The organism is Pelorhabdus sp. sgz311001 (genome assembly GCF_055901755.1).
In genome coordinates this window covers 159,053-181,467 of record NZ_JBVXUT010000006.1, presented here as the reverse complement: position 1 = coordinate 181,467, position 22,415 = coordinate 159,053, and the positions used below count along the sequence as shown (strand labels likewise).

Annotated in this window: 23 protein-coding genes and 1 tRNA gene; 21 read left to right on the top strand and 3 right to left on the bottom strand. The window is 38.3% G+C overall.

Translation table 11 applies throughout. The annotated features are described in order from the left end of the window. The first annotated feature begins 123 nt into the window (after nucleotides 1–123). Together AC0MXB_RS15685 and AC0MXB_RS15680 are read left to right on the top strand one after the other, a co-directional pair. Nucleotides 124–209 (top strand) — tRNA-Leu (locus AC0MXB_RS15685). A gap of 437 nt (nucleotides 210–646) precedes the next feature. Further along, a complete protein-coding gene (locus AC0MXB_RS15680) occupies nucleotides 647–1,369 on the top strand; it encodes a putative phage abortive infection protein (RefSeq protein WP_474040660.1) in 723 nt (240 codons plus the stop codon). A 366-nt stretch (nucleotides 1,370–1,735) separates the two neighbouring features. Here AC0MXB_RS15680 and AC0MXB_RS15675 read toward each other — a convergent pair whose 3' ends face one another. Together AC0MXB_RS15675 and AC0MXB_RS15670 are read right to left on the bottom strand one after the other, a co-directional pair. Then, on the bottom strand, nucleotides 1,736–2,431 hold the full coding sequence (locus tag AC0MXB_RS15675) for a metallophosphoesterase family protein (protein ID WP_474040659.1): 696 nt from the start codon (nucleotides 2,429–2,431) through the stop codon (nucleotides 1,736–1,738). A gap of 175 nt (nucleotides 2,432–2,606) precedes the next feature. After that, complete coding sequence (locus AC0MXB_RS15670; RefSeq protein ID WP_474040658.1) at nucleotides 2,607–2,912, bottom strand: hypothetical protein; 306 nt, start codon at nucleotides 2,910–2,912, stop codon at nucleotides 2,607–2,609. 176 nt (nucleotides 2,913–3,088) lie between these two features. On the opposite strand from AC0MXB_RS15670, the gene AC0MXB_RS15665 reads away from it, so the two are divergent. Beyond that, nucleotides 3,089–3,586, top strand: coding sequence for a type III secretion system chaperone family protein (locus AC0MXB_RS15665; protein ID WP_474040657.1), 498 nt, complete (start codon nucleotides 3,089–3,091; stop codon nucleotides 3,584–3,586). 54 nt (nucleotides 3,587–3,640) lie between these two features. Here AC0MXB_RS15665 and AC0MXB_RS15660 read toward each other — a convergent pair whose 3' ends face one another. Next, nucleotides 3,641–3,970, bottom strand: a complete 330-nt coding sequence (locus AC0MXB_RS15660; RefSeq protein WP_474040656.1) for a helix-turn-helix domain-containing protein — start codon at nucleotides 3,968–3,970, stop codon at nucleotides 3,641–3,643. A gap of 395 nt (nucleotides 3,971–4,365) precedes the next feature. Between AC0MXB_RS15660 and AC0MXB_RS15655 the strand changes: the two genes are divergently transcribed. From AC0MXB_RS15655 to AC0MXB_RS15570, 18 genes are all read left to right on the top strand, one after another. Further along, nucleotides 4,366–5,985 (top strand): PrsW family glutamic-type intramembrane protease, encoded by a 1,620-nt coding sequence (locus AC0MXB_RS15655; protein ID WP_474040655.1) that lies wholly within the window; start codon nucleotides 4,366–4,368, stop codon nucleotides 5,983–5,985. Between the two features lie 79 nt (nucleotides 5,986–6,064). Then, nucleotides 6,065–6,748 carry a hypothetical protein gene (locus AC0MXB_RS15650; RefSeq protein ID WP_474040654.1) on the top strand — a complete coding sequence of 228 codons (684 nt, stop codon included), beginning with the start codon at nucleotides 6,065–6,067 and terminating at the stop codon, nucleotides 6,746–6,748. Between the two features lie 179 nt (nucleotides 6,749–6,927). Next, nucleotides 6,928–7,917, top strand: coding sequence for an ATP-binding protein (locus AC0MXB_RS15645; RefSeq protein ID WP_474040653.1), 990 nt, complete (start codon nucleotides 6,928–6,930; stop codon nucleotides 7,915–7,917). A 489-nt stretch (nucleotides 7,918–8,406) separates the two neighbouring features. Further along, the gene (locus AC0MXB_RS15640) at nucleotides 8,407–8,676 is read left to right on the top strand and encodes a hypothetical protein (protein WP_474040652.1); all 270 of its coding nucleotides are present in this window, start codon (nucleotides 8,407–8,409) and stop codon (nucleotides 8,674–8,676) included. Next, entirely contained in the window at nucleotides 8,660–9,259 is a 600-nt protein-coding gene (locus AC0MXB_RS15635; RefSeq protein ID WP_474040651.1) for a JAB domain-containing protein, read from the top strand. Before AC0MXB_RS15640 ends, AC0MXB_RS15635 begins: the two co-directional genes overlap by 17 nt. Nucleotides 9,260–9,778: 519 nt before the next feature. After that, the gene (locus tag AC0MXB_RS15630; RefSeq protein WP_474040650.1) at nucleotides 9,779–11,983 is read left to right on the top strand and encodes a phage/plasmid primase, P4 family; all 2,205 of its coding nucleotides are present in this window, start codon (nucleotides 9,779–9,781) and stop codon (nucleotides 11,981–11,983) included. Between the two features lie 714 nt (nucleotides 11,984–12,697). Continuing rightward, a complete protein-coding gene (locus tag AC0MXB_RS15625) occupies nucleotides 12,698–13,315 on the top strand; it encodes an ankyrin repeat domain-containing protein (RefSeq protein ID WP_474040649.1) in 618 nt (205 codons plus the stop codon). Next, nucleotides 13,275–13,574, top strand: a complete 300-nt coding sequence (locus AC0MXB_RS15620) for an ankyrin repeat domain-containing protein (protein ID WP_474040648.1) — start codon at nucleotides 13,275–13,277, stop codon at nucleotides 13,572–13,574. The genes AC0MXB_RS15625 and AC0MXB_RS15620 overlap by 41 nt, the downstream gene beginning before the upstream one ends. Continuing rightward, the gene (locus AC0MXB_RS15615; protein ID WP_474040647.1) at nucleotides 13,561–13,743 is read left to right on the top strand and encodes a helix-turn-helix domain-containing protein; all 183 of its coding nucleotides are present in this window, start codon (nucleotides 13,561–13,563) and stop codon (nucleotides 13,741–13,743) included. The genes AC0MXB_RS15620 and AC0MXB_RS15615 overlap by 14 nt, the downstream gene beginning before the upstream one ends. A 135-nt stretch (nucleotides 13,744–13,878) precedes the next feature. Next, entirely contained in the window at nucleotides 13,879–14,409 is a 531-nt protein-coding gene (locus AC0MXB_RS15610; protein WP_474040646.1) for a hypothetical protein, read from the top strand. Between the two features lie 173 nt (nucleotides 14,410–14,582). Beyond that, complete coding sequence (locus AC0MXB_RS15605; RefSeq protein WP_474040645.1) at nucleotides 14,583–14,876, top strand: hypothetical protein; 294 nt, start codon at nucleotides 14,583–14,585, stop codon at nucleotides 14,874–14,876. A gap of 166 nt (nucleotides 14,877–15,042) precedes the next feature. Next, entirely contained in the window at nucleotides 15,043–15,249 is a 207-nt protein-coding gene (locus AC0MXB_RS15600; protein ID WP_474040644.1) for a helix-turn-helix domain-containing protein, read from the top strand. Nucleotides 15,250–15,337: 88 nt separating this feature from the next. Then, on the top strand, nucleotides 15,338–16,543 hold the full coding sequence (locus tag AC0MXB_RS15595) for a tyrosine-type recombinase/integrase (RefSeq protein ID WP_474040643.1): 1,206 nt from the start codon (nucleotides 15,338–15,340) through the stop codon (nucleotides 16,541–16,543). Nucleotides 16,544–17,341: 798 nt separating this feature from the next. Then, complete coding sequence (locus AC0MXB_RS15590) at nucleotides 17,342–17,554, top strand: transposase domain-containing protein (protein WP_474040642.1); 213 nt, start codon at nucleotides 17,342–17,344, stop codon at nucleotides 17,552–17,554. A gap of 170 nt (nucleotides 17,555–17,724) precedes the next feature. Further along, on the top strand, nucleotides 17,725–19,410 hold the full coding sequence (locus tag AC0MXB_RS15585; RefSeq protein WP_474040641.1) for a WG repeat-containing protein: 1,686 nt from the start codon (nucleotides 17,725–17,727) through the stop codon (nucleotides 19,408–19,410). Between the two features lie 666 nt (nucleotides 19,411–20,076). After that, a complete protein-coding gene (locus AC0MXB_RS15580; protein ID WP_474040640.1) occupies nucleotides 20,077–20,325 on the top strand; it encodes a hypothetical protein in 249 nt (82 codons plus the stop codon). Between the two features lie 34 nt (nucleotides 20,326–20,359). Then, on the top strand, nucleotides 20,360–21,127 hold the full coding sequence (locus AC0MXB_RS15575) for a histidinol phosphate phosphatase (protein WP_474040639.1): 768 nt from the start codon (nucleotides 20,360–20,362) through the stop codon (nucleotides 21,125–21,127). A gap of 26 nt (nucleotides 21,128–21,153) precedes the next feature. Then, the gene (locus AC0MXB_RS15570; protein WP_474040638.1) at nucleotides 21,154–22,398 is read left to right on the top strand and encodes a CAP domain-containing protein; all 1,245 of its coding nucleotides are present in this window, start codon (nucleotides 21,154–21,156) and stop codon (nucleotides 22,396–22,398) included. The last annotated feature ends 17 nt before the right edge of the window (nucleotides 22,399–22,415 follow it).

Genomic DNA, 22,415 nt, shown 5'->3' with positions numbered 1-22,415 from the left:
TTTACCATAGGGTTTTATAAAATGCTTCATAATTTTTTTATAAACTGGCATTTTAGTGCTTGACATAATAGGTTCTGGATGTTATTATTATTTATGTCGCTGCGATGTGCAGCACGAAGACATGCCGAAGTGGCGGAATTGGCAGACGCACCTGACTCAAAATCAGACGAGGTCTCCTCGTGCCGGTTCGAGTCCGGCCTTCGGCACCAACAAGATTAAGGCTTCTGAGAACTATCTCGGAAGTCTTTTTTCTATTCATACGACTATAATACGACTACTGACTTTTTTATTCATAAAGTTTTTATTAAGGCTAGTACTTGAACTCAAATTCAAGAAAAGATAGTCGTGCTATAAATAAACTCTTTGCTTTTGTTAAGTGATTAATACTATTTAAGTTTTATCTACTGGAATGTGTATATATTGGTCAGACGATACTAAGTTTTTTTGTAGAAGGGTTAAATAATAAAGCGGGTATAGGGGCTTTGAAGTAAATTCATAGTTACTTATTTATTGATGAATTTTTTTGCAGGTGATTAAAATGTTATAGGAGAATAATCTAATTTTTATAGATTTTAATTAGTTTCTTTATAAATATTATTTTTATTTTCAAAGAAATAAAATTAGGAAAATGAAAAGAGGAATTTTTATGAGCGTGGGGTTGATGGGACTTTTTATTATATTTACAGTTTTAGTACCTTTTTTAATTTTGTTTTTTTTCTTAGGATTTTATCCTGATTCAAATAATATAGCGTTTGTTGAAAAAGTAGGCAAACTGGGGCCTATAACGACTTGGTTGAGTGGGGCACTTTCTTTCTTTAGCGCTATTTTTATTTTTTTGACATTTCAAAGACAAACAATACAATTAGAAAAAGCTGAGAATAATGGAGCACGAGATCGATTTGAAAAGACTTTTTTTAATGTTTTATCTTATTTAACCTCGACCGCAAAAGAAATCAAATATAAAATGATTGATAAAGACGGCCTTCATGAGTTCGTTGGACAAGAATATTTTCATAAAATGCATTTTAATATTTTTGAGGAATATTGCAATAGAGAGAAGACAGGCAAAAAGAATTTAACTTTAATGCTATCGTTGGAACTTAATTTGGGAAGCTATGCAAAGACTTTACATCGCTTACTTGAATTGATAGACAAGACTTCGATTGATGATAAGCAATTTTATATTGAAATTTTAAAAGCGACAATGTCAGGAGAGCAGCAGTATGTTATAGAGTATTATGTGAAAGAATCTATAGTCGAGGAAAGTGCTGGTTTTTTAGAGTTGGTAACTAAATATGATGTATGTGGTTTTGTCTGGAGAGGTAAAAAGGCAAAAGAATTTAATGACAAAATGAAAGAAAAGACATAGGTAGCTTGTTAATGATATTCTTGGGGTCAAAGATTTATAAACTGTACTAATTTATATCAGGTGATACCAACGAAAAGGCTGATAACCTAGTAACTGTAAAGGGAACCATGTTACCATAAACAGGATTAAATTTTGAAAATTAGATGGGGTTTCCTCAGCCAGTTCGAATTCCAAGAGAATCAAGGCTTCTGGGAACTATCTCGGAAGTCTTTTTTTGTTTATACGATTAATGTTTCTTTACGTTTAAAGACAAACTAAAAAAGAAACCAGCAAATAGTTCATAAACTATCGACTGGTTATAATAACGAGGAGAAGGTGTTTAAGTTTTTCATGTGATGTGCCCTAGGTTAGTCATTAAGATGTCTTTTACGCTGAATAGTGAATATCTAATTTGAATGACGCGTAGGGCTCTTTTGTGTTATCCCAATGCCAGGATTGCCAGTAAATCTTTTTCGTTAAATCTAGCAGGGTTAGACGCTGTCTCCAGCCCATACCTGTATCAATAAAGATGGTATCGCCTTGCTGGAACGGCTTGTTGTACAGTTGATTATTCATAATTGACTGTACTGGCGTATGACCACAAACGAGCGTCTTTCCCTGGTAAACTCCTAGGTATTCTTCGGGTCTGCTCCAGAGGAGATCCCGCTCTGTTTGGTCTTCTATGGCTATTCCTGGTTTTATGCCCGCATGGGTAAACAGATGATTTTCTGTTTCGTAATAGAGGGGGAGAGTTTTTAGAAACTCAGCATCTTCCTGCATCGCTGTAAGCGAGTGCTGATAACTAGAGCGTGTTTCCTTGCCGCCATTGTGATCCCAAAGACGACTGTCTTTCGTTTCTAAAGATTCAATCATGAATTTTTCATGATTTCCCAGTAAAGCGGTAGCGCCATTGGCGACAAATTCTTTGACAGCAGCGACGACCTGTTTGGATTGATTACCACGATCAATGTAATCGCCGAGTAAAATAAGCTTGTCCTGTTTTGGATCATATTTTCCTTTGTCAAGTACCCTTTGCATTATGTCGTATTCGCCATGAATGTCACTCATTACAAGTATTCGCATGAAAAATCCTCCTTTATCATTGTATTACAATTTACTTGTACCAAGAAGGGGAGGTGTGTAACGAGCCGCATAGCTTGGTGGTGCCGAGATAAAGTGTAAAAAATTTGATTTACCTGACGGTATTTTCACTTATTTCTTTTTATTGATTCCAAGCATAGCTCTTAATATTAGACGTTTACTTTCTAATTTTATTCCATTTATTCTTTAATTCAATGAAATCATTAGACATTTCATTAGCATGTTCTTTGGCATATATTTTTTTAAATTGCCCATCAATACATAGGACATAATATATAACATCGTTATTTTTATTTTGAACTTCAAAGATGGCTATGCTTCGCATGTGACTCTTAATAAGAATAGCTTTATATGGATTCATATCTTTGGATTTACCAGATGGTGAACTTAGTTCTTCCAAGAATTTTATCGCAAGTAATTCTTTCGAAAACTTTTCCTCAACCTTTTCAATTAAATCTTTCATCGTGTGCCTCCTAGAATATTAATTGATGGTTTTCCTTTTGCTTTGTAATTATATAGTTCAGTGGTTAAGTATACAGTACAAGGATAGGAAAATAAAGTGGTATAAGAAACGAGCCTACTGCATGTAAGCTCTTTTTTCGTTCAATGGATATTATTTTAAATTGGGAGGTGTCTCGGATGAGAAACGTGATTAGTGAAGTAGAAAAGCTTTTTTCAACGCAGGAATGGAATTTTGAAGTGAATCAACGTGACGAAAGGGAATTCTTTACTCGCTTCATCACTGAAAATGCAGAATGGGAGTGCTGTGGACGAATTGATGATCGCTATTCGTTTGTTGTTTTTCTGCCTGTAAAAATACCACAAGGAAAAATCAATGAGATTTTGGAGCTCGCCACCAGGTTAAATAACTTGTTTTATATTGGAAACTTGCAAGCTGATATTGGCACAGGATTAATTGCATACAGAGTTTCAACGCCAATCATTGATGAGCAAAGTTTTGCTTCGCTTGTACTAGAGTTGATTCGTTGTGCCGTTTTTAATGCGGATGAAGCGTATCTTTTAGTTATGAGAGTTCTTTTTGGAAATCAATCCCCGGAGCAAATTATAAATGAGATAACTTGTTGTAAGGATGATGTGCAAGTATATACTACAGAAAATGAAGCTCTTTTGAATTAATTGAAAAGGGAGTATATGGATGGGGCGGGATATAAAAAAACCGCCCATTGCATTTTATTTTTTCAATGCCAAAGCGGTAGTGATTAATTTATGTATATTTTCAGGTGAGATTCCAGAATTAAGCGAGAAATCAATAAGATTTAGCCAGCTTGGTGAAATGTAAGCAGTAGCTTGCTGAAGATCTTTTTCATCTAAGCGGCCAGCTAGCCAATCAAGACTAATGTTTTCGCTAGTGGCTATCTTTACTAAATGCTCCAAACTTGGCTCTCTGCGGTCAATTTCCCAAGAGGCGAGAGTGCTTCTGTCTACTTGAAGCAGTGAAGCAAATTCTTCTTGACTGCGATTGTCCCGTATTTGTTTAATTCTGCTTCCAAGACCTTCCATATTGCACACTCCTTGACTAAAAGATACATTGTAAAGTCAGGGAGTTCAATTGTTGTGGCGATAAGACATTTTATTGCAGGAAAATATGTTATTTAAAGGGAATTTTAATATTTTAAGTGTCAAAATGACACTGGATAAAGAGCGTAAAATTAATTGACTGCTCTTGTAAGTATTATGATCGCATTGATGTAAAAGGTTTTATTAGACAGGATAAAACTCTTGAGCAATTTGACTTTAGTACAATGCTTAGAATTAAAAGAGAAAAATTCGGCTTTGGGGCCATTTGGTAAATCGTTTTCTTGCCAATTGAGTGGATATGAGAGGTTTTATCTTAAGTACGGAGCACGAATGAGATGAAATAGAAGACTGACTTGTCACTATAGGAGGAGATGAATTTGAAGCAACCATCGAGGGAGGAACTGATGCAATACTGCCTCTTAGTTCAAAAAGAGAGGCCCAATATTACAAAGGAAGAGTTGAAATTATTAATCGAGTGCTATAAAAATGGTCAGATTCCAGCTGCTGTAGTGCAGAGACCGCCATTAGATGGAAATACAAAATTACCAAGAGAAAAAGAAGTTGTTATTAAAAGTGGGTATGAGGAGAATTCAAAAGATAATAGAACTTCTTTAGAAAAAGAGCCAATAGCTGATAATCATAAAAAGTACTGTAGTGTATGTAAGACTGTATTGCCATTCGATACTTCATTTTGTATAGAATGCGGCACGCCTATTAATGAAAATAAATTAAATCCGAAAAGTAGGTTTACTGAATCCATATGCTCATATTGTGATCTTTCAATTGGCTATAAGGACGAATCTGTGACCTGTCCTGATTGCGGCGAAGTATATCATGCAAAATGTTGGCGAGATAATGGGGCTACGTGTGCTATGCCTCGTTGTAGTGGGCACAGACCTCAGAGAAAGGATTTTGCAGACAGAGAAGAGGGGTCTACCCCGCACGTAAATGCATCAGTGCACGAAAGCACTTCACAAAATGATAATAATGAAACTTTGCATGAGTTTGCAGAGGAGCAGGATAAGCCAAGCTTTTTGGTTCGATTAGCGCGTAAAATTACTAAAGTTGCGGGTATGAATATGCCTGATGGTTTAAAATTGAGTGATGTTTTTTCTAACGTGTTTAAGCGGCATACCTCGGATGAGGTTGAAGCGTTTCTGATATTAGGGACAGTAAAAACAACGCCTAAAATTGAAGAAGCATCAGATACGTGGCCACGACCTTGGATATTCTCGAGAATTTTCTTTGTGTTATTGTTGACGTATATTGGGCTATTTCTAGGGTTTGAACTCTTTCGAAACCAAATTTTTCTACCAGGACTTATTATTATGGGGACTTTTATGATTCCGTTTTCATTATTGATTTTTTTTTGGGAATCAAATGCTCCGCAGAATATATCCATGTATTCGCTTATGAAAGCCTTGCTAATTGGTGGGGTTTTTTCAATGATTATTACTTTGATGTTAAGTCGGGAGTTTGGTCGAGGAAGCAACTTGCCATTGATAATCGGAATTGTCGAAGAGATTGCTAAATTAATTCCTATAGTTTGGATTTTGAACAATGATAAATATAAATATACTCTTAATGGCCTTTTGATTGGTGCAGCTGTTGGAGCTGGATTTGCAGCTTTTGAATCTGCTGGATATGCGTTAGGCTGGTATCGTCATTATGGATCTCGTGATATGTATGACCTTATATTTATAAGGGGATTGCTTGCGCCAGGGGGGCATGTAGTTTGGGCGGCTTTATCTGGTGCAGCATTCTGTATGGCTAAATCAGCAAATGGGCTCAAAGGAAAAGTGCTTGGAAGTTTTCGCTTTTTGAGGGTTTTTTTCATTGTAATCGTGATGCATACTGTGTGGGATATGAATATTCATACTACCGTTTTTGAAATTCCGATGCATATGCTTATTCTTACAGCCATTTCATGGTTGCTAATTTTTGCAATTATGTCTGTGGGGTTAAAAGAAATTTCTTTGTTACGAAAAGCTGATTGAATGATGCAGTAGTTTGAGTATTTATCAGCAGTGCTTTGCTTACTTAAATAAAAATAGTTTGTGATAAGGTGATGATTCAATGAATGGGAGCAGTGGAACTGAAAAAAGTGTAAAACAAAACTTAAACAGCAAAAGAGAAAATGTGGAAATAGATAAGGGGGAGCACGAAAAGAAAGCTTGGTTTAAGAAATGGTGGGCACGAATATTAATTGTAGTATTTTTAATAGGCGTTGGAACTACTTTCTTCCTTAGTTTAAAAGAGCATAATTTAGGAATTACAAGGAATCAGTTTCAAAGTGGGTACAATAAAATAGTAGCTGACTTCCTCAGAGTAAATAAGTTCGAGCGTAAAGGAAAATCAGCATTTTACAATAATGACATTTCTAATAGGCCATATGATCTTGATAATAGGCTTCATATATGGGGACTTGCTGATAAAGACAATAATGTACAATTTTTGGTGGTAATGTTATTGCACTCTAGTTCAAGTAAAATTAGTCAACATGATCCTGCTTATATGCGGGCGATGTGGATCGCCACTCTTTCTGCCTTTAATCCAAAAATGACTAGAGGGGAGATTGAAGAACTAAGAGCAGCACTACAAAAGAGAGTCGGTACTTCAAACCCTTATATTATAAAAGATAATATTAAGTATGCAGTTATAGAAGATGAAAAGAATTCAAGATTATATGTAATGAGTGCGTCAGATAACTGGGGTGAAAAAGAAGACGAACTTTGGAATCAAATATTATATAATAAGTAGATTTGAACTTGGTATAAGCAATATGAAGTGAATCATAGACCTGGCCTATATGGCTGGGTCTTTTTGTATTTTAATCAAGGGGAGGGAGCTATGTGGGAATAGGAGTTTCATTATTAAAGCTGGTGGCGGCATTTATTGAATTTCTATTACAAAGAAAAAGCTAAGAAGGAGTGCGAATTATGGAGTTTAAAGCAGCGCAACGACAACGAGCAAAATTACGGTTGGCTCTTACTGGGCCAAGTGGTGCAGGAAAAACGTACAGCGCTCTAATGATAGCCAAAGGTTTATGTGATTGGTCAAAGATTGCTTTAATTGACAGTGAAAATGGTAGTGCTGAGTTGTATGCTCATTTAGGTCCATATTCGGTACTGACTCTCGAAGCGCCGTACGAACCGGAAAAGTATATTACGGCAATTAAGTTGGCTGAGCAAAAAGGTTTTGAGGTGATTATTATTGATTCGCTCAGTCATGCATGGTCTGGTGAAGGGGGAATTTTGGATCAGCAAGGTAAAGCCACAGACGGTAAATTTAAAGGGAATAGCTGGGCTGCATGGAGAGAGTTTACTCCAAAGCACAATGCACTCGTAGAAGCTATATTAAAATCCTCCTGTCATATTATTGCAACGTTACGGACAAAGGTAGAATATGTTCAAGTTCATGAAAATGGCAAGGCTGTTGTGAAAAAACTTGGTACTGCGGCTATTCAGAGAGAAGGCATCGAATACGAATTTACTACAGTATTTGATTTAAACACAGATCACATTGCTACTGTCTCCAAAGATCGTACCGGGATTTTTGATGGAAGATACTTCAAACCAGAGCGTCATATAGGAGAACAGTTATCTTCTTGGCTAAATAGTGAGGGGAGAAAAATAAGTGATATATCTTTAGCTTCTTCGTATTCAGATTTAGAGCCGTCAGGTGGGCAAGTATTGATAAAGCAAAATCAATACCGGATTATTCGATCAGAGCCAAGGCTAAAGGGGGACGGTCAGGTATTCGCCAGAGCTATATTAGAACAAGCTGGAAAGTGTTTTCTAGCGTGGTCGGATCAGGCTGAAATTCTAGATGTTTCACCTCAAACGGTAATTGAAGCTGTCATTACCAAAAGAAGAGATAGTGTTATTATTGAATCTTATGTGGTGGTCGGGGCTGGTGAGGCGGCGTGATATATAGTTATTCTCGCTTGAAACGATATGCGGATTGCTCAGTGAAAGAGCATTTTACCATTCCTTTAGATTCATCAGACAGTATTCAATTCCACGAAGGTATTTCGTTTAATCAAAATAAAGGATGTTAGCTAATAGAATTCTTTAGTACGGGGGTTCCAGAGATAAAGAAATCATTAGTTATTTTTCACTGAAGCAACTGAATGAACTGAAGTAAAAAAACTATTTTTCGTATAGGAAATAATAAGGTAGAAAAAATGGAAAATTTATCTTCAGTAAGGTTCAGTAGCTTCAGTAAACGTTTTTATGGTGGAATGAAAACACGAGGAGGCGCTTATATGCTATTGAGCAGCTCCAAGGGCTTAATCATCAGGTGGCTACGTATGAGGGATTACTAGAAACGAACTTAGGTGAAGTACGTTCCACTATAGACGTTTTGCGTAAACAGGTACGAATTATGCTGGATCGTGTGCAGGTGGAGGGGGTTGTATGAAAAATCTAAAGAAAGATCTTTTGGACTTTATTGGCAGACGAATAGTGATAGCGATACGAAATATCAAGCCGTGTCTTGTAGGAGATCAATGCAGAGGAAAAGATGAAGATACAGAGAGTTTTCTAGCAGAACAGGAAGCTGTGTATTTGCAAGGATTGCTTGATGGTATAGCATTAGCGGATTTAATGAACATACAGAAGGCGACGCTTTCTTTCACTGAAAACGGTTTATTTAACAGGGAGGTTTCTGATGAAAACCATGCGTAACTTGCTTGCTGGCTGTCTGAGAGAAAATCCAGATGGGTATATTGTCGAGTCGTTGCTTACTGAGTATCCGACAATCCAGACACTTATGAATGCAGAGGAAGTCGATTTGCAGCGCATTAAAGGTCTGGGGGTGGTAAAGGCTAAGCAGCTTAAAGCTATTCTGGAATTTGTCAAGGCAGTTAACGACCCGAACAGGGGGAAACGAATTGTTGTTCGTTCACCCAAAGATGCCTATGACGTGATTCGGAACGACTTGGAATTTGCCATGGTCGAAAAATTCATGACGATAGGGCTAAATACAAAAAATATGGTTATATTTAAAGAGCAGATTTCATCAGGTATATTGAATGCTAGCTTGGTTCATCCACGAGAATTGTTTAAACCGTTGATCAAGTTTTCGGTTGCTAGCTGTATTTTGGTTCATAATCATCCTAGTGGAGATATAGAGCCTAGTACAGAGGACATTGAACTAACTCAGCAATTGGTTCAGGCTGGAGACTTATTGCAGATAAAGGTACTCGATCATTTGATAGTGAGCTCTGGTGGACAATATAAAAGTCTTAAAGAAGCTGGGTATATGTGAATTTGAGTTGTTTGTGTCGCCGTAATAGGCGGCATTTTTTATGCTTTTTGCAGTTTTTAGAAAGATGGGAGAGCAAGTAAAGCATTAAAAAAATAAATTTTTCACCGTAAAATGGGAGAATTCATGGAATTAGCTTTACAAATTATAGGTTAAAGCTATATAAGAGGGGTTTTTATAATCCGGTATATTAATTAGTAAGGAGAAGAAATGAATTAAAACAAAAATGAAAAAAAGTATTTAATATGATAAAAATTTTTCTGGCTGTTTCTAAGTACCATAATGGGCTTGATGTAAGGTTATTCTGACATAATGACTAAGCTGACAGTCGAATTTCAAAAAAATGTTAATAGGTATAATATTTTGTGGAGACAGGAATAAAAATGAACGAATTTGTTGTGATGTGTTTTTTTTAGTTATGATACCGCTTAATTTGATGAAAAGTCCGCAATGAGCCAACTAAAGCAAATGAGTAAGGCGATGGCCTAAAATATAGAAATATCAGGAGGCTTTTCTCTAATTATGTCAATAGAAGTCAACCAAAATACTCTTTTAGAAGCAGCTCTTGCATACGGTCGTTTAGGGTGGCCGGTTTTTCCGCTACACAATCCCGATGCTAAAGGAATTTGCTCCTGTGGAAAAACTGATTGCAAAAGCGAAGGGAAGCATCCACGTACCGCTAACGGAGTGAAAGACGCTAGTTTAGATGAAGTTGTTATTCGACAGTGGTGGACAAAGTGGCCTGACGCGAATATTGGAATTGCAACTGGAAAGACAGCAGGTATAGCCGTATTAGATATTGATCCTCGTCATGGTGGAGATAAAAACCTTGCTTTTCTTGAAGAAACCCATGGAGTCTTGCCGAAAAAATGCCAAGTGAGAACTGGCAGTGGTGGATCGCATATATTTTTTCAGTATCCCGGCAATATGATTCAAAACAGTGCGGGCAGCGTTTGCGGTGGAGTGGATTTTAAGACTGATGGCGGCTATGTTGTTGCTGCACCTAGTAAGCATAAAAGTGGCGGTGTATACCAATGGATGGAATGGAGCGACAAGCTAGCGTCAATACCCGAGTGGCTTTTACTACGTTTACAGAAAAAAACAAAGTCAAGAGCCTTTGAAAGTAATCTTAATACAACAATAAAAGAGGGCGGAAGAAATGAACGATTATTTTCATTAGCTTGTTCGTTAAGACGCCAAGGTATAACTGAGGCGGCTCTCTTAGGGACGCTAAAGGTAATTAATCAGTCGCAATGTAATCCGCCACTTGATGAAGATGAGGTTTGTCGTATTGCCTTTAGTGCTTCTCGATACGAGGAAGGGAATATTCGCTCTATAAGTGCACAGAGTTTTCGCAAGACAGATATGGGCAATGGGGAACGGATGGTAGCGAGATTTGGTAGTGATTTTAAATATTGTCCTTCGATGAAGAAGTTTTATGTCTGGAATGAAAATCGATTTGAGATAGACCCTGGTGATCGTATGATGCAAATGGCAAAGGCGACCATTCGAGGGATTTATTCCGAGGCAGCTGAGCTAGACGATGATGAACAAAGACAAAAGCTGATTCGCCACTCTTTAAAATCCGAAGGCTTAAATCAGGTCAAAGGGATGATGAAGTTTGCAGCTGCAGAACCAAGTATTTCTGTGCGTCCTGATTATTTTGATGCTGATGATTGGCTGTTAAATGTCGTTAATGGAATAATTGATCTGAAAACAGGAAATTTACGTTCGCATGCCAAGGAAGCTCTTATGAGTAAGATTACTTTAATTGATTACGATGAAAAAGCGCAATGTCCTCAATGGGACGCTTTTCTTCATAAAGTAATGAATGGTGACCAGGAACTCATTGAGTTTTTACAAAAAGCTGTAGGATATTCGCTAACAGGGAGTACACGTGAACAGTGTCTGATGATTTTATATGGAAGTGGGGCTAATGGAAAATCTGTTTTTTTAAATACTTTGCAAAGCCTATTGGGCGAGTATGCGCAGCAAACACCGACAGATACGCTTATGGCCAAAAAGAATGACGGAATTCGTAATGATATAGCACGGCTGAAAGGTTCACGTATTGTAGTAGCATCAGAGGCTACGCAAGGAAGAGTCTTTGATGAAGCGTTAGTGAAGCAAATGACTGGTGGCGATAAGCTGACTGCTCGATTTTTACATGGGGAATTTTTCGAGTTTACACCTAAGTTTAAGCTTTTTTTAGCTACGAATCATAAGCCACAGGTTAAGGGAACAGACAACGGAATCTGGCGACGGATTCGATTAATTCCGTTCACTGTTACGATTCCTGAACAAGAAAGAGACCCGGAATTAGAGCGGAAACTGCAAGAAGAACTGCCTGGCATTTTGCGATGGGCTGTTGAGGGCTGCATTAAATGGCAACAAAGCGGTTTGGAGATTCCAAACGCTGTGAAAGAAGCAACGGACGAATATCGCTTAGAAATGGATTGGATGAATGCTTTTATAACCGATTGCCTACAAGTTAGTCCAGCGAGCCGTATAGCAGCTAGTGATCTTTATCGCACCTATACGGAATGGTGTAATGATACAGGAGAGTATTGTTATAGTCAGAGGCAATTCGGAGGCTATCTAAAAGAAAAAGGCTTCCATAGTATCCGTAGCGGAGCAAATGGAAGCACAATGTGGCAAGGATTGGGGCTTAATTTAGTTATGGGTATAACTGATGAGATTGCTGTCGTTGCAGAGGCCCTCGACTGAAAATTTCCTAATGATTTCATGCGGAGGCGATTTTTAGAACAGCGATGATAAAGCATTTTATGAATCCTCCAGCCTATGTAGAAGATTGTATAGTTCTTGATGTAAACTCATTGAATCGCAGTGGTGGCATTGGCTGCATACGTACATATACACTGATGTGGCAGCATCCCCTTGATAAGTCGATTTACGCAGAGGTTTTAATTAGTAGTGAGTTGGATCGCCTAAAGCTTTATTGTAAAAAGGATGATCGAAAGAATAATGAGGAGGAGGGCTTGGGATTTATAGTCTTTCTGTCCTATACGCCCCTCTTCTTTGGAGGAAAACGTCCTTGGTTTATTTGTCCGAAATGCAGCAGACGGGTAGGAAAGTTATATCAGCCTGTATTGCAAAGATGCCTGTCGGATACGCGGTGCTTTCTTTGTAGACGTTGCTTAAATCTAAACTATCAGAGTCGCAGTGAGGGGAATGACCCTATTTTAACTCGGCTCAACAAAATGCAAAGAATAAGGAAAAAATTACTAAAAATAGGGATCATTACTGCATGTAATGAGTGTTATGTTTTGGAGGGAAGACCAAAAGGGTTACATTATCGTACGTATTATAAGATGTTACAGCAATTTTATAAGTCAGAGCAGGAAGCTGAGGAAAGTATTTTAGCCTACTGCAATAGTCTTAATGAAAAAATACTTAAAGAACAGGACGGTACACATATAAATGGATAAGACGGAATTGTATGAAGAGTTATTCTTCTTGGTAGGAATCAATGATTTAAAGACCCTTAAAGAGAAATTTACAGAAGACCTTGATATAAACTATGCAAACGAAGAAAAAGAAACCATGTTGTTTATCGCTGTAAGATGGAATTGTTATGAAATTGCTAAATGGCTTTTAGAAAATGGTGCAGAAGTAAATCTTGTTGGAGAATACCTAAAGGCGACTCCCTTGCATTATGCAGAGAGTGTTGAGGTAATGAATTTGCTACTAGAGTATGGCGCAGATGCTTTAGCAAGAACTGAGGCAGAAGAGACTCTATATTTAAAGCTCGTAAGAAATAGGCTTTTTAAAATGGCTCAAGAATATCTGGAAAAAAAGTGGCCTAGAGTTCCGATAGATAGAGTATATGCTAGGTGTTTAAAGAAAGCGAGAGATATAGTGGGCTTAGCGTACTTATATCAAGTTCAGCTTCCGGACGAGAGAATACAACAATGGTATGATGCTCAGGATTTTAATAAGGTTCCTTGTTCTGTACGTATGCGACTTTATAATGAAATATATAAGGAGATCTTTTCTTATGAAAACAGTAGACAAGCAGTTTTTAACAGCAGTAAGTAAAGCTGATTTAAAGGCTGTTGAACTCGCTTTGAAAAATGGTGCCGATCCGAATAAGTGTGATAAAACTGGTATTACGCCTTTAATGATTGCTGCTCGTTTAAATGCTGAAAACCTTATTTATATACTTTTAGAAAATGGTGCTAATTCTGCAGCAAGGGATTACTTGGGGCGGTCGGCTTTTGTTTATGCTATGAAATACAGATCGAACGAAGCAATGATTGCCTTATTAACGGAGGAAGACATAGATGACAATTCATGATTGGGACGGTTTACCGTTATTACTCTCAGTAAAAGAAACTAGTGAAATTCTTCGCATAGGAATTGTAAAGACATATCAATTGATGCAGCTAGGTGATTTTCCAAAGATTAAAATTGGGAGTCGATACAAGGTAAAACGCGATGGCCTAAGGGAGTGGCTTGGTAAATAAATAGTTATCATTAGCAAGAGAATTCCATGGTTCCAGTGTGGGTCATGGAATTTTTTATTTATGCTTGACATTTAAAAATAAATATGATATTGTAATAATGCAAACGAAATTCTGGTTCATTTGAAAGGAGTTATAATGACACCTACAGAAGTTATAGCTGCTGTTGAAGCGAAAAGCCCTTCTATCGATTCAGTTACTGGTAAGACGAAATATATTAAGATAACACCACGCACTTTACTGACTTACGATGCGGCGAGGGTCATTCCAAAACCTGAAAGGTCAGGTGCAGGAAGAGGACAGGGTAAGATTACTGATTATCCTAATGAGACAGTTGTGCAATTTATTGCAAGTTACAAAATGATGCACGGCCCTGATTTTGGATTTTCACTAGCACGCATTGCTCAATTTAGAGAAGTTGCTTTAGCTATCGAGAATGATGTATGGACTGAAGAACTGGTGGAAAGACGCTATTCTACAGAAACTGATTTGTTTTTAGGTGCTTTTTATTGGCTGGCTTATAAGGCTAAAGCAGAGCTGGAGATAGGCAATCTTGACGCGCGGGTTGGGGTTCTATATACTCTTGGAGAAGATGGGCGCTTTAACAGGACTATAAACTATCCTGATGCGGAAGGTAAAATCAGAATGGGTATATCTTGGACTAGGTAAAATTAGCTATTTTTTTTGTATTAAAAATGAATCGGAATTTCCTTTGCAAATAAAGGCGATGTAAACCACGTTTAAAAATCAAAGTCATTGGAGGTGATAAGTTTCGCTATAATAATTTTTTTGCATTGCAAATGAATCGGAATTTCTAATACAATTATAAGGGAGATGCAAGTATGACTAAGATGCAAGGTATTCAATTAGAATTTAAAGATGAAAATGAATTAATGAGAATTGTCGAGTTCTTTAAAACAAAGGAAGAGTTAAATGGTATTTTTAAAAGCGTTGAATCAGCAAAGCATGATTTCCAAAAATTTAAAGAGATGGGCATTCCCATAAGAGGAATTACTCTTCTTCCAGAAGGCATAGATAAAAGTGACCTAAGCAAGGTTGAATTTAAAGCAATGTCATTTGAAACTTTTAAGCAACGGTTCGAAGAACGCACTGCACAGGGTATTGAAAATATATAGATAAAGAGTTTAGTTTACTCAAGGGTATGCGGGCTTTCTTAGATAGGTATTATTTTATCTGATGGGGTTTAAGGTGTAATAAGATTATTAACTACGTATAAAGCCTAACTTTAAAGTTGGTATAAGGAATATGGATTAGTTTTATAGTTGAAAGGAGAGAAATTTGATGAATCAAAGCAAATCTTGGGATGATTTACCGATAATGCTAAATACAATCCAAACAGCGAAGCTTCTAGGGTACGGCACAGATGTAATAAGAGGTTTGTGCAGAGGGGGATCGATGCCACATATTCGATTGGGCAGAGCTTTTATGATACCTCGTGACTCGTTGCGGGAGTGGATCGATCATAACTCAGCCGTACAAGCGAACTAAAAACATACTTCTAGGGTGCAATGATGCTATCGTTTTGTAGCTGTTGCACCCTTTATTTGACCAAGCGAAATTTGCAAAGGAGTAAATTATGGCACGAAAACGTGGAAATGGCGAGGGCGTGATATACAAGCGACCAAATGGCACGTGGGAATACAAAATCACAATTGGAACCGATGCCAACGGGAAACAGAAGAGAAAGTCCTTCTATGGGAAAACAAGAGCTGAGGTTATAGAAAAACACAAACGGTATCTTATAAATTTGGAGCAAGCAGAAGAAAGTGGCGGTGCAGAAGCTTCTATTATTGAAAAGCTGACGGTTAAACAATGGCTTGAACAGTGGAAAAACAATATTAAGATAAAAGTTAAGCAGTCTACATGGGAAAGCTACTGTTATTTAATTGATCAGCATATTACTTCTAGCATAGGTGATATTGTTCTTGCCGATTTACGTCCTGCGATGATACAAAAGCTATATCGTGATAAGTTATCATCAGGACGAAAAGATGGGAAAGGAGGGCTGGCTAAGCGTAGCGTAGAATACATTCATATTGTCTTAAATCATGCTTTAAAGCAAGCTGTAAAAGAAAATGTTATTGAGCGCAATATTATGGAAATGGTAGACAAGCCTAAATCAATTACTCCCGAAATGAGACCATTAACGGCAGCGGAAGTAAATCGATTTCTAAGGGTGGCTAAACAACATAAGTACTCTAAATACTATTCAGCATTTTTATTAGAGTGGGCGACAGGGCTTAGGAGAGGAGAGCTACTGGGATTACGGTGGCAAGATGTTGATCTGGATAATGGCGTTATCATGGTTCGACAATCTCTTATTCGGACGAAAGAAGATGGTTTAGTTTTCTCTACACCAAAAACAAAGCGGTCTATTCGCAGTATTCCTATTCCGCCTGAAGTTATTGCTGAACTGCAAACATTGCAGTGTAAACAAGAAGAAGAGAAAGAGCTGTGGGGACAAAGCTATCTTAATGGTGGCTTGGTGTTCTGTCATGAAAACGGAAAATGTATAGATCCTCGATGGTTTCTAAGCTGCTTTCAAGATGTATTGAGGGATGCGGGGCTACCAGTAGTTAGATTTCACGATATGCGTCATACACATGCTACATTACTCTTAAAACTTGGCACACATCCCAAAGTAGTACAAGAAAGATTGGGTCATGCTACCATTACTACAACTTTGGATACGTATAGCCATCTTGTTCCTGGCATGCAAGAGCAAGCGACTGAGAAGTTACGAGGTTTATTAGAAGAAGGCATGATTGATAAGGATAAATAGTCGTACGACTACCAATACGACTATGTAGATAAAAAAAGGGTATTATAGTGGAGGCTAGTGATAATAGAATAGTGATCAGAAGCTGTTAAAAACGACTTGTTTCCATTACATATTAGTTGTAAAAATGCTGCTCTTTAAACTCAAAATCAGACGAGGTCTCCTCGTGCCGGTTCGAGTCCGGCCTTCGGCACCAACAAGATTAAGGCTTCCCAGTTTGGGAAGTCTTTTTTCATGTTTAAAAGTGCTACCGGAGTGCTATGGCAAATTATTTTTTGTGAGTTTTAGGCGTAGTCATTTGCAGAATATCATCAAATTTATTTACAGCATCTTGTTGAAGCGTATCTGTAGCATGAGTATGCCTTAGATCGTGAAAGCGAGTATGAGGCAGTCCTGCGTTTTTTAGCCAAGTATAATGGAACTGTATAGCTAAAAGTGGAAGGACGAATGTAGCCTCCTTTACGGTTCTTAAAAACGATGTCATCAGGCGTAGTTGGTCCTTGCTCTGATTTATACTGCTTCAATTCTTCAATCACTATGTCTAGTAGCAAAACGATTAGATGAATCGTTTTTGTTATTGGTAGAAAAGATACGCAGTCTTTCTTAATTTTGTTACACTACCTTCGATCGTTAAAGTTTTTTTGCTAAAATCCATATTTTTCAATGAAACGCTAGTAGTTCAGAGCGTCTTAAGTCTGTTCCTAACTCGAAGAGTACGAAAGATAGAGCATTTAGCTTGAAATTAATAACAACTGTATTGCGCGAAGTATTAAGCCGTTTATAATTGGTCGCAAAAATTTTATGTTTACTAATACGTCGCGAGATGCAACAGCTAGTAGTATAATTTATAGTCTGGTGGAAACGGCGAAGAAAAATCATCTTAATCCTTATGCATATTTAAATTATGTATTGAAGAACGCACCTAACTGGGATATTTCTGATGCTGCTATACTGCAAAAACTATTACTAATGAATGCTCTTAATGAATGCAAGATACAAGCCGCATCCAGTTGACTTTGTCAGGGTAACGGCTTTTTTAACGCTTATCTATAACATAAAAGGCATTTGATTAAATGTCGAAAATTGTATTTATCTTGCAAAAAAACATTGCAAATTAGTATGAATTGGAATATAATGTCTTTTGTTGTTGTAGGAAAATTTAGGAATAGGAGTGAACTATTAGCATGAGGTTAACAGAATGGACTAAAATTTTTGTCGGATTAATTACTGTTTATGTATGTTTATTAGGCAGTTTTCCTGTAAAAGCAGCTGCACAAATTGAAAACAGTGCAGCTGATCCGATAATTACTGAACCTGTGGTGCAGGGGGAACCAACTCAGGATAATCGCAACTCTTCTGATATTGCGTTAGCTGGTGTAAAGCTCAATGGCAAGTGGGGGTTTATTAATCCGCAAGGGCAATTTGTAATTCCAGCCGAATGTAAAGAAATCAGAGCCTTCCAAGATGGTTTAATAGCAGTAAAAACGGAACTGGGCTGGGGCTTTTATGATAAAAAAGGAGTCATGGTGATACCTTGTCAGTTTGATGAGGTGGGAATTTTTAAGGATGGTTTCGTAGCAGTAAAGTATAAAGGTAAGTGGGGATATTACGATACGCAAGGGAAAATTGTTGTCCCGGTAGAATATGATGAAGTAGCTGGTATAAGCGAAAATATTGCTGTTGTTAAAAATAGTGGTAAATGGGGTTATTACAAAATAAAAGAAATGTTAACCATTCCTGGCTATAAGGAAGCAGGGCTGTTTGGCGATGGGATAGCACCGGTAAAGAGCGATGGAAAATGGGGTTATATTGACAATAATGGTAAAGTGATTATCCCCTTTCAATTTGAAGATGCTTTGAAATTCAACGAAGGATTGGCTGCTGTCAAAAGAAAGGGAAAGTATGGCTTTATTGATAAAACTGGTGCAATGATTATCAAAGAGCAGTTTCCTGAAGTAAGCAATGGATTTCAAGACGGTTTTGCTATGGTTAAGACTGATAAAAACTGGGGTTACATTGATCGCAGTGGCACCGTGTTAGCTTCTGACTACGATAGTGTTTTTCCATTTAAGAACGGATTAGCAGAAGTCAGAGTTGTAAAAAGATCGTTCAACATTTTTGACGCGGTCATGGTAGTGGTAGGGGCTACTGCAGGTGTGGTAGATATCCGTACTAATGACCTTTTGCCAGAGAATACGAAACGAGGATATATTGATAAAACCGGTAAAGAAGTTCTTTCGACTAAAAATGATTTTACAGGAGAGTTTCATGATGGACTCGCTGTTGTTAATGTAAAGGGAAAATGGGGAGCTGCAGACAGGACGGGGGCATTTATCGTACCGGCCCAATATGACAAGATGTCAGCTTTTCGGAGAGGATTTGCCCAGGTCAAAAAAGATGATAAATGGGGATTTATTGATACAACGGGTAAGCCTTTGACTTTGTTAAAATTTGATGAAGTTTCAAGTTTTGGCAATGATGGTTTGGCCGCCGTTAGAATAGGCGAGAAGTGGGGGTTTATTGATACCGAAGGGAAAACGGTTATTGCTTTCCGCTATGATGAGGTAGGTTTTCCTGAGACGGAAGCGTTACAAGAAAAACTTGGCTTCTTCTGCGGTTTTGCTAAGGTTAAAGCTTATGGCAAGTGGGGCCTAATTGATACTGCCGGAAAATGGGTTGTTCCGGCGGAGTATAGCAGTTCATCAGACCTTATGGGCGGATCCTTTGATTTGTTAGCAGTTAAAAAGAACGGTAAATGGGGATATATGGATACTAAGGGGCAGCTGATTATTGAGCCAAGGTTCAATGAGGCAGGTATTTTCTGGAATCAGGCATTATTAGATAAGGAAAATAGTTATTACGTAAAATGATAGTACTCTAAGCAAGCGATTATTATATATTCTATGAATAATTAGCAGATAAATAAAAGAATGAGGTCAGTGGAATACTAATCCACTGACCTCGTTTCTATTTTAATAATGGATCTAAAATTTTTGCAGCATTTTTAAATCCGAAGTGTTGGAGATTTCACGAATGCTATCATTTGGATTTGTAAGCGTAATAAGTCTTTCTGGAAATATGAAGGCATCGGCATAATAAAGCAACAGACTGTTAGAGAAAAGCTTACTGACTATTTGATCTTCGATGGCTATTCCAGGAGTTATACCAGCGTGAAACATGTATATTATAGCTGGCTAAAAAGGAGTTGTTGTGGTCAAAATATGGTCTTAGATTGCGGAACCCCGCACCTTCTCTATGCATAGGATACACTGTAATGAGACAGAGGCAAAAAGGAGGAAGTCTTTATGGGCTTTTGCGGCGGCGGCTTTCGCGGAGGAAACAACTGGGTTATTATCATCATCATTCTAGTGCTGCTCTTTTTCTGGGCAGAAGAAGAAAGTTCTACATGCTAAATAAGAAGTATACCACGAAGCATGGGCGCCTGCAGTGGCGCTCTTTTCATTTGTAAGGCTCTACAATCAATGCTATTATAATACTACAAGTAATACTCAAGTCAATAAAACGAGGTGAGGCAAGTGAAACTTTATTTGTGGCGCCATAATCGAAAATTTCATAGTTATAGCATGATTGAGGAGCCTTGCGTTCATCAGGATTTTTATACAGCCGCGACAGCAGCTGTTTTGGCAAGCTCATTAGAAGAAGCGTTAGCTCTTTTGGCAAAAGAGGGAAATGGCTGGCGAATTGAAGATTTACGTAAGCTTTCGCCCGAGGTTTTTGACTGTCAGGAGTCAGGACTTGTCTTGCAGCGCATTGAAGGTTCTTAAGTTGTTAGTAGTAAACCATTAAGAGGAGGAAGCTATGCTTTACGACACTCATTTACATACAGAATTTTCCACAGATTCGGAAATGAAGTTTAAGGAACTAAAAGACTGGGTTCAAAACTATGGACAGGGAGTTATTGTTACAGAGCATATGGATTTAAAATATCCGAAACCGAACCAATTTGTTTTTTCGCCGTCGGATTATTTTACTAAATTTGGGCCATATCGTTCCAAGCAAATTCTTCTAGGCATTGAAATTGGTTTGCGTCTTGATTGCCTCGAAGAATTTCGTCAAATGATTAAAGACTATCCCTTTGATTTTGTTCTTGGCTCGATTCATGTCGTGGATCAGAAGGATCTTTATTATAATCCCTTTTATGAAGGAAGAAGTAAGAAGGAAGCCTATGAAAGATATTTTCAGGCAATGTGGGAATGCCTGAGTGCTTTTGATTGTATTGATAGCTTAGGGCATATTGACTATATAGCGCGCTACGCACCTTACTCCGATCCGGAGATCCACTACTCTGAATTTCCTGAGATGATTGATGAAGTGTTGCGGCTTGTTGCGAAAAAAGATATTGCCCTGGAAATAAATACGCGGCGCTTTACCGAGCAAGAGACGGTGCAGCAGCTTATGCCCATTTACCAGCGTTTTCGGGAAGTTGGGGGGCGTTATGTAACGCTTGGTTCTGACGCCCACCGGATCAGCGAAGTTGGACGGGCCTTAGAAGAGGCCGACGCGCTAGCAAAAGCCTGTGATCTTACAGTAGTCCACTTTGTAAATCGTCAAAGAATAGAGGCGTAGAAAAATTGTTTTCAGGAGGCTTGTTGATGAATAAGCGCTGGAAATATATTGGATCTTGTTATTTGATGAGTCTTCTAGTGTATTTGGCGTTTTGGGGGCTGGCAATTGCCGCTCCGGCGGTGCTTTCTGATCGTGAAACTAGTGAAACAGTGACCTCGTTGCGCCATGAAACAGTGCAAACTCTTAATTCCTATCGGCAAGCAGCTGGTCTTACTCCGTTTAAGGAGGATTTTCGTCTGGCAAAGGCTGCGCAAGGGCATGGCGACTACATTACTCGCAATTATCCCCAAAGGATTACCCTTGATATCCACCGTGAACAGCTAGGTCGCAGTGGGTTTATTGGTCGTGACATTGGCGAAAGAGGCGCTTATTTTGGTTATTTTGGTACTGTCGGTGAAGCGCTTGATCCTGGCGGCGCTTTTACAGTAAAGCAAGGTGTTATGGGATTGTGGGACAGCCCCTATCATCGCTTGCTATTAGTAAATCCTAATTTTAACGACATTGGTGTCGGCTTTGGAGAAAAAGACGGCAATTATAATATTTTAGTTTTAGCAACTGGAACGGAACAAGCAGCAAAGGACGAACGGCTTGTAGTTTATCCTTATGATGGACAGAAGGATGCAAAACTTGGCTGGCTTGTTAGTGAAGTTCCGAATCCCTTGCGGTTTTGGAACAAAGAAAATATTGTGACAGGCTATCCCATTACTGTAAGTGTTCATAGCAGTAAGGTGCGAGAGTTGCGTTTGAAACAGGCAATTCTTACAGATGAAAATGGTTTGAATGTGGCTTGTTATCAAGTCGATTCATCCATGGAAACGATGGAGTCAGAGAAAAAACATGCTTTTTTGATTCCCCGCGAGCCCTTGGCTTGGAATAAGACCTATCATGTCGCAGCAGAAGGAACTTTAGTTTATCAAGATGGAAGCAGTGCGCCATGGCGAAAGGCGTGGGACTTTCATACGGTATTGCAGCTTCAGGTAGCGACAATCACCGTAGAGCAGTCCGCTTTTTCGGATGGAAGAGCGTTAGAACTCTTACGCTTGGCTACAACTGCCGGTGACCTGCCTGATTTAACCTATGAGCTTTGGCAAGGTGATCGGTGGATTCAACGCTGGGATGGGCGCAGCCACAAATTTCAATTTTATCAGCTTCTATTTTTACCCGGAGAGTATACGTTGAAAATGAATGGCTGGGGCCAAAGTACTTCCATGACTCTTCAGATCTATGAAACACAGGGCTTGAAGAAAGTCGCTCTTGGAAATAGTTTATAACAATAAAGCGGGGTAAT

What these genes read in the sequence shown, in the direction of transcription:
- AC0MXB_RS15680 (WP_474040660.1), top strand. Translation starts at nt 647, where the DNA reads ATGAGCGTGGGGTTGATGGGACTTTTTATTATATTTACAGTTTTAGTA.
- AC0MXB_RS15675 (WP_474040659.1), bottom strand. Translation starts at nt 2,431, where the DNA reads ATGCGAATACTTGTAATGAGTGACATTCATGGCGAATACGACATAATG.
- AC0MXB_RS15670 (WP_474040658.1), bottom strand. Translation starts at nt 2,912, where the DNA reads ATGAAAGATTTAATTGAAAAGGTTGAGGAAAAGTTTTCGAAAGAATTA.
- AC0MXB_RS15665 (WP_474040657.1), top strand. Translation starts at nt 3,089, where the DNA reads ATGAGAAACGTGATTAGTGAAGTAGAAAAGCTTTTTTCAACGCAGGAA.
- AC0MXB_RS15660 (WP_474040656.1), bottom strand. Translation starts at nt 3,970, where the DNA reads ATGGAAGGTCTTGGAAGCAGAATTAAACAAATACGGGACAATCGCAGT.
- AC0MXB_RS15650 (WP_474040654.1), top strand. Translation starts at nt 6,065, where the DNA reads ATGAATGGGAGCAGTGGAACTGAAAAAAGTGTAAAACAAAACTTAAAC.
- AC0MXB_RS15645 (WP_474040653.1), top strand. Translation starts at nt 6,928, where the DNA reads ATGGAGTTTAAAGCAGCGCAACGACAACGAGCAAAATTACGGTTGGCT.
- AC0MXB_RS15640 (WP_474040652.1), top strand. Translation starts at nt 8,407, where the DNA reads ATGAAAAATCTAAAGAAAGATCTTTTGGACTTTATTGGCAGACGAATA.
- AC0MXB_RS15635 (WP_474040651.1), top strand. Translation starts at nt 8,660, where the DNA reads ATGAAAACCATGCGTAACTTGCTTGCTGGCTGTCTGAGAGAAAATCCA.
- AC0MXB_RS15630 (WP_474040650.1), top strand. Translation starts at nt 9,779, where the DNA reads ATGTCAATAGAAGTCAACCAAAATACTCTTTTAGAAGCAGCTCTTGCA.
- AC0MXB_RS15625 (WP_474040649.1), top strand. Translation starts at nt 12,698, where the DNA reads ATGGATAAGACGGAATTGTATGAAGAGTTATTCTTCTTGGTAGGAATC.
- AC0MXB_RS15620 (WP_474040648.1), top strand. Translation starts at nt 13,275, where the DNA reads ATGAAAACAGTAGACAAGCAGTTTTTAACAGCAGTAAGTAAAGCTGAT.
- AC0MXB_RS15615 (WP_474040647.1), top strand. Translation starts at nt 13,561, where the DNA reads ATGACAATTCATGATTGGGACGGTTTACCGTTATTACTCTCAGTAAAA.
- AC0MXB_RS15610 (WP_474040646.1), top strand. Translation starts at nt 13,879, where the DNA reads ATGACACCTACAGAAGTTATAGCTGCTGTTGAAGCGAAAAGCCCTTCT.
- AC0MXB_RS15605 (WP_474040645.1), top strand. Translation starts at nt 14,583, where the DNA reads ATGACTAAGATGCAAGGTATTCAATTAGAATTTAAAGATGAAAATGAA.
- AC0MXB_RS15600 (WP_474040644.1), top strand. Translation starts at nt 15,043, where the DNA reads ATGAATCAAAGCAAATCTTGGGATGATTTACCGATAATGCTAAATACA.
- AC0MXB_RS15595 (WP_474040643.1), top strand. Translation starts at nt 15,338, where the DNA reads ATGGCACGAAAACGTGGAAATGGCGAGGGCGTGATATACAAGCGACCA.
- AC0MXB_RS15590 (WP_474040642.1), top strand. Translation starts at nt 17,342, where the DNA reads ATGTTTACTAATACGTCGCGAGATGCAACAGCTAGTAGTATAATTTAT.
- AC0MXB_RS15585 (WP_474040641.1), top strand. Translation starts at nt 17,725, where the DNA reads ATGAGGTTAACAGAATGGACTAAAATTTTTGTCGGATTAATTACTGTT.
- AC0MXB_RS15575 (WP_474040639.1), top strand. Translation starts at nt 20,360, where the DNA reads ATGCTTTACGACACTCATTTACATACAGAATTTTCCACAGATTCGGAA.
- AC0MXB_RS15570 (WP_474040638.1), top strand. Translation starts at nt 21,154, where the DNA reads ATGAATAAGCGCTGGAAATATATTGGATCTTGTTATTTGATGAGTCTT.